Source organism: Novosphingobium sp. PY1, from assembly GCF_017312445.1.
Classification (GTDB): Bacteria; Pseudomonadota; Alphaproteobacteria; order Sphingomonadales; family Sphingomonadaceae; genus Novosphingobium.
Genome location: NZ_BLTI01000012.1, coordinates 1 through 11513 on the forward strand (window position 1 = coordinate 1; position 11513 = coordinate 11513).

Annotated in this window: 9 protein-coding genes; 4 read left to right on the top strand and 5 right to left on the bottom strand. The window is 61.2% G+C overall.

The annotated features are described in order from the left end of the window. Positions 1-28 precede the first annotated feature (28 nt). Together J3474_RS22765 and J3474_RS17565 are read right to left on the bottom strand one after the other, a co-directional pair. Complete coding sequence (locus J3474_RS22765; RefSeq protein ID WP_242528455.1) at positions 29-559, bottom strand: GMC oxidoreductase; 531 nt, start codon at positions 557-559, stop codon at positions 29-31. Beyond that, complete coding sequence (locus J3474_RS17565; RefSeq protein WP_242528456.1) at positions 522-1646, bottom strand: GMC family oxidoreductase; 1125 nt, start codon at positions 1644-1646, stop codon at positions 522-524. Before J3474_RS17565 ends, J3474_RS22765 begins: the two co-directional genes overlap by 38 nt. Positions 1647-1834: 188 nt before the next feature. On the opposite strand from J3474_RS17565, the gene J3474_RS17570 reads away from it, so the two are divergent. From J3474_RS17570 to J3474_RS17580, 3 genes are read left to right on the top strand one after another with little or no spacing between them, the layout of a single operon-like run. Further along, a complete protein-coding gene (locus J3474_RS17570) occupies positions 1835-2263 on the top strand; it encodes a DUF6379 domain-containing protein (RefSeq protein ID WP_242528457.1) in 429 nt (142 codons plus the stop codon). After that, positions 2260-3264, top strand: a complete 1005-nt coding sequence (locus J3474_RS17575) for a sugar phosphate isomerase/epimerase (protein WP_207095037.1) — start codon at positions 2260-2262, stop codon at positions 3262-3264. The genes J3474_RS17570 and J3474_RS17575 overlap by 4 nt, the downstream gene beginning before the upstream one ends. After that, positions 3261-4379 (top strand): amidohydrolase family protein, encoded by a 1119-nt coding sequence (locus tag J3474_RS17580; RefSeq protein WP_207095038.1) that lies wholly within the window; start codon positions 3261-3263, stop codon positions 4377-4379. Before J3474_RS17575 ends, J3474_RS17580 begins: the two co-directional genes overlap by 4 nt. 219 nt (positions 4380-4598) lie before the next feature. Here J3474_RS17580 and J3474_RS17585 read toward each other — a convergent pair whose 3' ends face one another. Continuing rightward, on the bottom strand, positions 4599-5681 hold the full coding sequence (locus J3474_RS17585; RefSeq protein ID WP_207095039.1) for a YeiH family protein: 1083 nt from the start codon (positions 5679-5681) through the stop codon (positions 4599-4601). A 109-nt stretch (positions 5682-5790) separates the two neighbouring features. Here J3474_RS17585 and J3474_RS17590 point away from each other — a divergent pair, with 109 nt between their 5' ends. Continuing rightward, entirely contained in the window at positions 5791-7029 is a 1239-nt protein-coding gene (locus J3474_RS17590) for an MFS transporter (RefSeq protein WP_083835159.1), read from the top strand. A gap of 43 nt (positions 7030-7072) precedes the next feature. Here the strand turns inward: J3474_RS17590 and J3474_RS17595 are convergent, their stop codons facing one another. After that, on the bottom strand, positions 7073-8848 hold the full coding sequence (locus tag J3474_RS17595) for a diguanylate cyclase domain-containing protein (RefSeq protein ID WP_207095040.1): 1776 nt from the start codon (positions 8846-8848) through the stop codon (positions 7073-7075). A 187-nt stretch (positions 8849-9035) separates the two neighbouring features. Beyond that, positions 9036-11462, bottom strand: a complete 2427-nt coding sequence (locus tag J3474_RS17600) for a TonB-dependent receptor (RefSeq protein WP_207095041.1) — start codon at positions 11460-11462, stop codon at positions 9036-9038. Positions 11463-11513 lie beyond the last annotated feature (51 nt).

Here is an 11513-nt window from a genome sequence, read left to right on the forward strand (position 1 = left end):
CACGGGCCCTGCAGGAAGGGCTGCAATTCTAGCGATTGTCTTCCACTATCAATTCGGCTGCCCGCGCGCCGACAGCCATGGCCGGACCATTGGTGTTGCCCGAAACCGGCGTCGGCATGATCGAGCAGTCGACTACGCGAAGACCTTTCAAGGTGTGAACGCGACATCGCGAATCGACAACGGACGAGCGAAGGTCGGTGCCCATCGTACATGTTCCCGTGCCGTGAAGGCCCGGATCGACCATGTTGCGCAGTTCCTCGATGAGGGCCTCGTCCCCCTTGACAGAGTCGCCGGGCACGCGCTCCGCGCCAGTGAAGCCTTTCATCGTATCCGACCTTGCAATGGACCGCAGCATCTTGATCAACTCCAGCGCCTTGGCGACGTCGCGCCCGTCGCTCCACAGGCCTGAATCGATCAGGGGCGCGGCGCGGAAGTCAGGCGAGGTGAGTGTAACCTCGCCGCGGCTCCACGGACGCAAGTGATAGCCCGCGATGGTCAGACCCGGGCGCTCGGAAATGGGGCTACCGGGCTTTGCGACCATCTCCTTGACCGTTCGCATCGCGAAGGGAGCAGCGGCAAGCTGCATGTCCGGCCAGTCGGCTTCGCAGTCCTTGCCCGCGTAAAGCATGGTCAATGGCATGCCGACGCGCGCCAGGGCCATTACCGAAGGCAAGGTAGCGCATGGCGTTGCGATAGAGCCGCCACCCGGTGAATTCACGGTTGATGCCGGGGTGGCCGTGCAGGTCGAAGGAAATGGCCAGCTTCTGGTGATCGCACAGGTTGCGCCCGACCGCGGGCAGGTCCTGCAGGACCGGAAGGCCCAGCACCGCCAGGTCCGCGCCCTTGCCGAGCCCGGAGAGCTGCAGGATTTGCGGTGATTTGTAGACGCCGGCGCTGAGTACGACTTCGCGCTTCGCAGAGTAGGTCAAGATCTGGCCGTCGCGTTCGCATTCGATGCCGGTAGCCCTGCCATCTTGGATGACGATCCGGCGTGCCGAGGTGCCGGTCACGATATCGAGATTGGACCGTGCACGGATCGGTTTCAGGAATGCCTCATAGCTGGACGCGCGCCTGCCCTTTCTGTCGACAGTGTACTGGCTGCGGCCCACACCCTGCGTGCCGGGGGTGCAGATGTCATCGAGCCAGGGAACGCCAAGTCCGGTGCAGGCATCCACGATAGCCCTGTAGACGCTTGAATCGTGTTCGGACTGCGTGATCTGAAGCGGGCCGCCGGTCCCGCGCGATGGATCTGCGTGTGCACCTGCGTAGTCCTCGATCTGTGCGTAGCAGCGGCTGATTTCGTCCCAACCCCATTCGTGCAGCCCCAAGTCACGCCAGCCATCGAAATCGCGTGGCTGACCGCGCAAGTACCAGGTGCCGTTGACGGCGGATGAGCCCCCAAGGCCTTTACCGTAGCTGTGCATTTCCTTGCGTCGACCGGGGTGTTGAACGACAGGGAAGGACCAGAAGTACTCTGGCTTTCCCAGGATTCTCACGAAGCCGCCGGCCATGTGGATGAACAGTGTCTGGTTGTTGCCGCCGGCCTCGAGCAGTAGTACGCGGGCTGCGCCGTCGCGGCTAAGCCGTTCCGCTACTACGCAGCCGGACGAACCCGCGCCAACGATGATGTAGTCGTAAGTGGACATGTCACGCACCCTCGATTGCCCCGTTGTCCGCGTGCTCTTGTCGACCGAGTCCGGCACGCCCATTAAAAGAATTAAAATTCTGGTTTGATTTTGTCCAGATTGAAATCCCGGTTGACGGCGAGCCGGGCATTAATTAGAAGTTTTATTCTAATAATTGCTGGCGACGAGGCTAAAAAGCCTGTCGCGTCGTGGCTTTTGGCGAATCGGCCAGGGAGAGTGCATTGCTGCCTGTAGAAAGAGTCATCGCGGAACACGGTCTGCACATTTGTGCAGATGGGGTGCGTATCGATGTTCGCTTACCGTGGTACCGTTCCCTGCCGCTATCCACGATTGAAATCGAAGCGCTGAGCATCGGCGGGACGCCGATCGATCTCACCTCTGTGCGTTTCGAACTCGAGGGCAAAAGCTGGGACCTTCATCAACTGGCAGAGCAGACCGATACGTTCTGGTTCGTGCTGGACCAGGCACAGCTGTTGGTGCCAGGCCAGACACTGGAGCCTGGCTCCGAATACGAGGTCGCGGTGACCATCGCGCTCTATCCGCCTTACATTCCGGGCATGCGCCGGTCCAACAGCCAGAAGCTCACGCTCAAGGCCCTTGAGGGAAAAGTGCAATGATCGCCCTGACCGGCCCCGTGACCGGGGCGACCCTTTATGCCTTCACCAACGAATTCGTGTCCCGTGCCTACGATTTCGAAGGCCTGCTTCGAGAGGTTGCCCGGCGTGGATTGGGCCCCAGTGTCGAAGTTGTGGGATTCCAGTCGATCAAGGGCTTCCCCGAAGTGAGCGATGCATTCGCCGATCGATTCGCGCAACTCATGGCAGAACTGGAGCTGGAACCCTCGTCGCTAGCGATCAATTCCGATCGTTTCCTCAAGCGCGGACAACCGATCCCGGACGAACAGCTGCTCGAATACCACAAGCGGCAGATGCGCTCGGCCGTAAAGCTGGGCTTCCCGGTCGTGCGCTACCAGTTTGCGACGCCGCCTTCCATGGTGCGCGATCTGGCCCCTTATGCTGAGGAACTCGGGATCAAGATGGGGCTTGAAGTGCATGCGCCTGCCCATGCGAACCACCCTCTCGTTCAGGCCTATCGCGAAATCTATGAACAGGTGAATTCCCCGGCGCTCGGCTGGATTCCCGATTTCGGCGGAACGGCTAGCCGCTTGCCGCCAAGCCTTCTGAACGCAGCGCGCGAGCGCGGGGCGCCCGAACGCCTGATAAACCTGCTTCTGGAAATCTGGCCCGAACCAGGCGCGCCGCATGAGCGTGCCGGAAAGCTGCACGAAATTGCGCTCAAGGAGGGCTACAGGCCCGAGCATATCCAGGCCGTAAGCCTGGCTTTCTTCATCCTGGCGAAGAACGACCCACGCAGCTGGGCCGAACTCGTCGACCGTACCATTCACATTCATGGCAAGTTCTACCACGTCGATGACGAGGGACGTGAAGAGGCGATCGACTACGAAACGATCTTGCCGCTGTTTCGCGATGGCGGCTTCACAGGCACGATGGCGAGCGAGTGGGAAGGCCATGCCTATTGCGTGGCAGACGCCTTCGACGAAGTCGCGCGCCATCAGGCCATGTGTCAGCGTTTGCTGGCAGAGCCGAGCCCGGCATGACGTGCGGCTCGCGTCGCCAGGTGGTGCAGGGGGCGCTGGGCGCCCTTGCCGGCGCAGCGATCGCACCGCGGCTCTCGGCAATGGCGGTGCAGCCGCCCGGGCCACGTGTGATCGCCTGCGAGGAAGGGTTTTCCATACCCGAGCTTATCGACGCGGTCGATGCCTTCATGGCGACGCGCGCCGACAAGGAGCCGGGGCTTGCCAGCCTGATCGGGCCCGGTGGCAAGTTTCCGCGCATGCCGCAGTTGCTCGATCCCAAGCGGCGCATCGCGGACATGGATGCAAGCGGCGTGGACATGCAGGTGCTTCTGCTCAATTCGCCGGGCGTGCAGATCTTCGAGGCACGGCAGGCGGGCGAACTGGCGGCGCTCGCCAATGACCGGGCCGCGGAATGGAAACGGCAATGGCCGGATCGGTTCGCCCCACTCGCCGCATTCGCGCCGCAGGATCCCGCGGCGGCTGCTCAGGAGCTGGAACGCGCCGTCACCCGGCTGGGCTTGCATGGCGGTATCGTCAACTCCAGCACGCACAACCGCTATCTCGACGCTCCGGAGTTCTGGCCGATCTTCGAGGCTGCGCAGGCTCTGGGCGTGCCGATATACATTCATCCTCGCGAACCGCGAACGGACATGCTGGAGCCTTACCTGGAGCACAACCTGCAGGGCGCAGTCTGGGGCTATGCCGCCGAAACCAGCCTTCATGCACTTTCACTGATCATGGCCGGGGTGTTCGACCGGTTTCCTGACCTGACGATCGTGCTCGGCCACAACGGCGAAGGCATTCCCTTCAATCTCGATCGTATCGACAATCGCTACATGACGATGCACGGCGGCGGAACGGGCAAGCTCAAGATGAAGCCCAGCGAATACTTTCACCGCAACTTCGTAGTAACCACGAGCGGCACGAACTGGTCGCCTGCCGTCCGGTTCTGTCAGGATGTGCTCGGACCGCAGCGTGTACTGTTTGCGGTCGACTATCCATTCGAAAATGGCGTGGAGGCCGTCCGGGCCGTGGATGGAATGACGATGAGCGACCTGGAACGGGGTATGTTCCTTCACGCAAATGCGGAAAGGGTGTTCAACATTCCGCCATCACGAACCGCCTCAGATTGGTGATGGGGGGCGGTGAGCCCGGGCTATTGTCGGTCTCGCGCGGCGATTTGCGGTAGCGCTGGATGACCGGGTCGGGCTTGTCGCCGGTGCATTCAGCGGGATCCTGGCGAAGAACCGGCCAGAGCGGGTGAGTGAGCCCGAGGACATTGCGTTGCGTCCTGCGAAACTGACGAATTCGGCGCATCTGGGCAGAATGGACCGCCCTGATGCCGAGAGTGAATTTCAGCTTCCAATGCTGAGGCTGACGAAGGCCAGTGCGGACAGGAAGCTCGCCAATGTCGCGACGATGACCGGGGTCAGCGATCGCCAGCCAAGTTCGATCAGGAGATCCATGCGCGAGCGCATCGCCGTGGCTGTCACGGCAAGCAGCAGGAGGGCCTTCGATCCCGACAGGGCGGCGGACTTGGCCACCTCCGGCACGGCGAAGAGGCTGTTGAGGGCAACGACACCGATGAACGCTGTGATGAACCACGGCGGGCTGAACCTGCGCCAGGCGGGGTGGTTCTCCTGCCCTGAACTGGGACCCAGCCACAAGCTGACCAGCATGACGATCGGCGCCAGCAGAGCTACGCGGGCGAGTTTGACGATTGTGGCATAGGATCCGGCGATGTCGGAATAGGCGTAACCGCCGCCGATTGCCTGCGCGACATCGTGAATGGACGCGCCGATCAGAAAGCCGGCCTGCTTGTCGTCGAAGCCGAGCTGTGCGGCCAAGGCCGGATAGATCGACATGGCAATGGCGCTGGCCAGCGAAACGCCGACAAGCGTCAGCGCGAACTGGGCCTGACTGAGCCTTTCCTTGCCGATCACGCCGTAAAGCGCGAGAGCTGCACTGGCACCGCAGATGGCCGTCGCCCCGCCTGCCAGAATTCCGGCATAGCGCGATTGTCCGGATATGCGGGCACCTGCCAGGCCTGCGCCGAAGGCCAGCGCCATGATGACCAACAGGGCCGCGAAGGGCTGGATGCCCAGCGCCTCGATCTGGACGAAGGTGATCTGCAGCCCGAGAACGACAATGCCAAGTCGAAGGCAGGTGCGCGAGGCGAAGTCCAGGCCTGCATGCGTATCCTGATCGCGCGATATGAAATTGAGGGCGAGGCCGATCAGGAGGCCCATGAGGATGATCGGGAAGCCATAATGGTCCGAAAGCCATGCCGCTGCTCCTGCCGCGGCACTGCACGCCAGCAACCCGGGGACAAGGTGCGATGGCGCACGCCTGCCTGGCGGCGGAGTGTCCCCGGTGAGCTGCAGTTCGCCGAACAAGTCGCCAGCATGGGGCGATGCCCGCCAGTCCACACCTCTCATCCCTCTCTCCCATCCGATATGTCTAACGGTGTCATATTTTGCTTCCCTTATCAGGCGCCGGCGCTAAGCTGCAACAACAAATCGGCCGGCAGGGCCGGGGACCGGGAGAATGCAGGTGGTATCGCAAGAGGAGATGATGCGCGAAAAGGTGGCGAGCAGGATCGTTGTCCTGTTGGTCGTACTTCTTTTCGTGGGCAATGCCCTCAATTACGTCGACAGGCAGGTTCTTGCCCTGCTCAAGCCCACGCTCGAGGCCGAGTTCAACTGGACCGATACGGATTATGCCCATCTCGGCGCGACGTTCCAGATCGCTGCTGCCGCCGCCCTGCTGGGGGTAGGCTGGTTCGTCGACCGGTTGGGCGTGCGGCTGGCCTATGGCATCGCCATTGCGGTCTGGAGCGCTGCAGGCATGGCGCACGCCCTTGCCGCAAGCGTGCAGCAGTTCGTTGCTGCGCGTGTCGTTCTGGCCGTCGGCGAGTCGGTGAGTACGCCAGCCGGGCTCAAGGCCGCAGCGATCTATCTGCCTGCCCGGCAGAGAAACGTGGCCATCGGACTGATCAATACCGCGCCCAACATTGGCGCAATCATCACGCCGCTGCTGATCCCGCCTTTCGCGATTGCCTTCGGCTGGAAAGCGGCCTTCATCGTGACCGGGAGCCTGGGCTTCATCTGGCTGGCATTCTGGTGGCCGACGATGCGCGGAATCAAGCCGCTCCATCATGTTGCGGAGCGCGCTCCCGTGAGATGGGGGGAGATGTTGCGGGACCGCAGGACCTGGGCTGTTACCGGCGCCAAGGCCTTCACCGACTGCGTCTGGTGGTTCGTGCTGTTCTGGATGCCCGACTTCTTCAACAGGGCCTTCGGGATGAGCCAGGCCGATCTGGGGTGGCCCATCGCGATCATCTTCGTGCTTGCCGCGCTCGGCGCGATTACATCCGGGGGCCTTTACCCGATCCTTCTGGGGCGCGGTTATACCGTCAATCGGGCCCGCAAGATGTCGATGCTGTTCTTCGCGGTGACGGTCCTCATCATGCTTCTGGCCCTTCAGACCGAAAACCCCTGGCTTGCCGCGGTGTTCATAGGGTTCGGGCTGTTCGCTCACCAGGGCTTTTCAACGAACATTTTCGGCATGGCCGCTGACATCGTTCCCTCGGCGCGCATGGCAAGCGTGATCGCGGTGGGCGCGGTGGCGGGCAACCTGTCAGGAACGGCGATGATCGAATTCGCAGGTTGGTCGCTGGATAGTGGACTGGGCTACGGTCCGATCTTCGGCATTTGCAGTGTTGCTTACCTGTGCGCGCTGGCATTCATCCATCTGGTTGTACCGGATCTCCAGCTGGAAGACTGAGTTCGCTCATGGCCTGCGCCGGCCTGAGCTAGGCGGGTGCGGGTCAGGCAGCAGCCCGAACGCCATTCCTGCCGAAGCGCTTCATTTCGTAAAGCGCCACGTCGGCAGCGTGGAACACCTGGTCCGGTAGGTCCGACGCGCGAAATTCTGCGACGCCGCAACTGACTGTCGCCAGGATATGGACAGTATCCTGGCTGAAGGCAGGCGTTTGCCTGACGGACTCGACGATACGCAGGCAGGCATGTCGCGCCGTTTCCAGATCGCAGTGCAGCAAGATTGCGAATTCATCGCCGCCGATCCGGGCAATGAAGTCGCCCTCACGCATGCTTGTCCTCATGCGCTGGGCTATTTCCCGCAGGACAATGTCGCCCACGCAGTGACCGTGGGAATCGTTGATGGCCTTGAAGCAATCGACATCGACGATTGCCAGGGCAGCGGGCCCGCTCGCGGATTGGGCGAGGGCTTCCAACTCGGCGCGCAGTCCTTGCCGGTTGGGCAGGCCGGTAAGATCGTCCTTGAAGGCTTTCGATGCCAATGTGACCTCGTTGTCCTTGCGTACTGTCACATCGCGCAAGTTGATCACCGCGCCAGCGATGCCGCCGTTGCGCTTGAGCAGGCCGATCGAGCCTTCAAGAACCAGTTCAGGGCGCATCATGGGAGTGAATTCGAAAGTCCCGGGAAGGACGATGTCCTTCCTTGCAGCCCGGCGCATCTCCTGGACGAGATCCTGCGCCAGAGGCGAGACGGTGTCCAGCGAGCGGCCGATGATCTGGCCGGGTTCGAGGCCCAGGTACTTCCTGAGCGGCCCTTCCGCCCACTTGCACACGCCGTCCACGTCGAAGCCGAGGATTCCGTCCGGTGAATGGGTCATCATCAGGCGCAGGGCTTCTTCGCGCTCGGCCAGGTCTTGAAGGACGGACTTGCTTGACGAGACGATTGTCGCAACCGGCAGTACGGTGGCAAGCAGCAGGACGAGGTAGAACTGGAAATAGAATTCCTGAGCGCCCTTGGAATAGGGCATGGCCGCGACAGGCCCCAGACCCTTGATCGTCGTGACCGCGCCTATGATGGCGATGATGATGACGCCCGCCATGACTGACGAATTGCCATGTCTGAAGGCCAGCACCAGTAGCGAGGAAGTCAGCAGGAATAGAAGGGGTATGCTGCCTTGGGTGAAGACGAAGGCCGTCAGCAACGAGTGCGAGCCGACCAATCCCAGGACCTTGGCCTTCTCTAAGGGGCTGCGCGATTGAAAGCCGCGGTAGTAGCTCCCGTCAAACAGTGCCGTCAGGAATGGCGTGACGACAATGTAGCCCAGCGAATTGCTTACGAACCAGCGCAGGAAGGAAGAACCGAGAGCCTCTCCATAATTGAGAAAGGTGACGAGCGTTCCGGCGCCGGCTCCGACAAGGGGCGCGGCGAGCCCTGTGCAGGCCACGAAGCCCAGGACGGTGCGAGCGTTGGCAAGCGGGTTTTCGCCTTTGTTAACCTGCAGCAGTAACCAGGCCGCGAGCCAGGTCTGGCCCATGTTGATGCCGCCATAAAGAAACAGCCCCGGCGTCCATTCCCGAGTCAGGACGTTCGCAACCAGATTGCCGCACCAGCCGGCAAGCAGCAAGTAGGGCCAGTCACGCTTCGGATGTTTCAGCAGAAGGGCAAGAATGACAGCGTCGGCAGGCCACATCGTGGCGTGCGCGTGCTGATCGGAAGTGACGTAGATCGTGGTCCAGGCTAGCAAGGCATAAGCAAGAGCGCCGATAAGCGCGCTATCGACGCAGTGTTGCCAGTCCTCTTTCTGTTCACGTACTTTGGCGACCATTGTCGCCCGGTCTAGCAAGATTCGTTAAAGAAATTTCTATCGTCGATTAGGTAGTGAAAAAGGAGGTTCAGGTTTCTGATTTGCTTAAAAATATCTCTTTCTCATGAATCTGACGGATACCGCCAACAGGTTCCAGGATCGCCTGGTGTTCAGATCAATGCGTAGGTCGCTCCCGTTTGGCCGACCACTAATAGTCGTAGCCGACCTTGATGCCGAATAGCTGGGGCTTTGTCGGATAGGCCATCGCGTATTCTCCGCAGAATTGCGGGGCGCAGAAAGTGTTGAGTGACAGAATCCCGTGGCTCGAAAAGGCATTCTGGATGAAGCCCTCCACGCGATAGTGATCCCAGTTCATCCCGATCGAAAAGTCGGCAGTCGTGAAGGCCTTTGTTGGACCGACCGCGGCAAAGTCGCTGACGGTCAGGAACGAGCGAGTGCCGCCCTGGTGGCTGACCGTTGCCTGGAAGAACGCCGTTCCGGCGCCTACAGGCGCCTCGTATCGTGCGGTGGCATTGCCCTTGAACTTGGGCATGACCGGCAGTCGGGTGCCTGAGGGTGTGGACTCGCCCAGTGAGCAGTCCGGATTGTTGGTCGCGTCGAGGTAACAGAAACCGCGCGAAAGCTGCGCATCGACGTACGTGGCGCCGGCCGAGAGCGAGAGTCCGCCAAAGCGCATCGAAAGGTCGCCCTCGATGCCGTAGATGCGTGCATCGCCGGCATTGTAGGTATTGGTCACGCCATTCTGACCGAAAGGCACGAGGCCGAATTGCAGGTTCTTCCACTTCTCGTAGAATACCGCGCCATTGAAGATGGCAGGCCCGAGGCGGGTTTTCCAGCCGATCTCATAGTTATCGAGGTTGTCGGCCTTGAATGGCCTGACGCCCGGCCGGCGGTTGTTGCCACCAGGCCGATAGCCGCGAGACACCGTGGCATAGAACATGATGTCCGGCGTTGCCTGCCATTTGACGCCGCCCTTCCAGATGACGCCGGATTCGTCGACTTTCTTGTCCACGCTCTGGCATGGCACGTCGGGGATGTCGGTGGGGAAGCAGATGGCCGGATCAACGCTGCTGCCGAAATTCAGGCCGGAAAATCCGAAGATCGTGTTCTTGGCCATGAAGCCACGGACGCCGCCGATGAGCGTGATCGAAGGGACGATGTCGTATTCGGCCTGCGCGAACATCGCGTAGTCGCGGTCCTTGCGGTTTATCCGGGTGCGGAAGGCCGTGTCGGAATTCGGGAAGGGGACGACCCAAGAGGGATCGACTGCGCTGCCAAGCCCCTGAATATCGTAATCGGCAAAGAGCCTGTCGGTCTGGATCTGCAGGAACAGGCCGGCCGTGAGGCGGAATGGCTTGTCTGAGGGCGAGCTGACGCGAAGTTCCTGTGTGAACTTGGTATACTTGTCCTTCAGGATCGCGTTCTGGGTCGGATCGAGGAACTGACCGTCGGGTCCGATGAACTTGGTCGCATCGCTGAAATAGGTGACGCCGTCGTACTCGTAGGTGTAGCTGTCGTAGGCTACGCTGTAATATGAATAGTCGGGGCGGTTATCGACCGTGCGCTCGAAGTAGCCTCCGACATAGGTGACGTCCCAGTCCGACAGCTTGCCCTGTACGGTCAGCGCAGCTTGCCACCATTCATCCTTGTTGTAGCCGGGTAGATAGGAAGTGACCGTGAGGTAGGGCTTGGCTGTAACAGCCGGACGGTTCGCGTTTGCCGGCACACCGCGCACCGGACCCCACAGAAAACTGCCGTGGGCAACCTGGTGCTGGTACATGAATGAGGGCGTAACCGTCCAGGAATCGTCGAGTTCGATGCCCAACGCGGCGCGCCCGCCTGCCGTCTCGACATCGTTGAAGTCGTCTTCCACAAGCGCCGCATTGGTGACGGTAACGTTTGTCGCCGGATCGTTGTCGTCCAGATAGAATGTGCGCGTGCCCGGCTTGTTGTCGATATAGCCGCCTTGCTTTTCATAGAACGTACTCACGCGCAGCGCCATCATGTCATTGAGCGGCAGGTTGACGTAGCCTTCGACTGCGCCGCCGAAGTCGCCCTTGCCCCACTTGTTGGCCTGCAGGTCGATCGAGCCGGATGTTTTGCCCGGATCGGGCTTGTTGGTGATGATCCGCAGCACGCCCGAAAGCGATGATGCACCGAAGAGCGTGCCTTGCGGTCCGGCGAGAGCCTCGATGCGGGCGATGTCATAGACGTGGAAATCCACCGTGCCGCCGATCGTCGTGACGGGCACGTCGTCGATATACATCGAACTGGTCGGCAGGGGGCCGATGTGCAGGCCATCACCGCCGGATGCCACGCCGCGGAAGAAGATCTGCGACTGGCTTGGCCCGAACGATTGGAAACTGACGCTGGGCAGGATCTTCGCGTAGTCGTCGAACGAAGCGACGTTTGCGTTTTCCAGGCTCTCCGAGCCGAGGACATTGATGCTCAGCGGGACTTTCTGGAGACTTTCCTCCCTGCGCTGGGCGGTGACGATGATTTCTCCGCTATATTCGTCGCCGGCCTGCTGGGCATGGGCGGCGATGGGCGCAATAAGAGATGTCGTAGAAAGCAGAGTGAAGGCGAACCGGCCTTTTCGGATTCCTCGAAGCATACGGAAACCCCCCTGAAATGATGCGGCATAGTTTGCCATGCGCGACTGTTC

Coding starts and splice junctions, on each gene's coding strand:
- J3474_RS22765 (WP_242528455.1), bottom strand. CDS start 559: ATGCGAACGGTCAAGGAGATGGTCGCAAAGCCCGGTAGCCCCATTTCC.
- J3474_RS17565 (WP_242528456.1), bottom strand. CDS start 1,646: ATGTCCACTTACGACTACATCATCGTTGGCGCGGGTTCGTCCGGCTGC.
- J3474_RS17575 (WP_207095037.1), top strand. CDS start 2,260: ATGATCGCCCTGACCGGCCCCGTGACCGGGGCGACCCTTTATGCCTTC.
- J3474_RS17580 (WP_207095038.1), top strand. CDS start 3,261: ATGACGTGCGGCTCGCGTCGCCAGGTGGTGCAGGGGGCGCTGGGCGCC.
- J3474_RS17585 (WP_207095039.1), bottom strand. CDS start 5,681: ATGAGAGGTGTGGACTGGCGGGCATCGCCCCATGCTGGCGACTTGTTC.
- J3474_RS17590 (WP_083835159.1), top strand. CDS start 5,791: ATGCAGGTGGTATCGCAAGAGGAGATGATGCGCGAAAAGGTGGCGAGC.
- J3474_RS17595 (WP_207095040.1), bottom strand. CDS start 8,848: ATGGTCGCCAAAGTACGTGAACAGAAAGAGGACTGGCAACACTGCGTC.
- J3474_RS17600 (WP_207095041.1), bottom strand. CDS start 11,462: ATGCTTCGAGGAATCCGAAAAGGCCGGTTCGCCTTCACTCTGCTTTCT.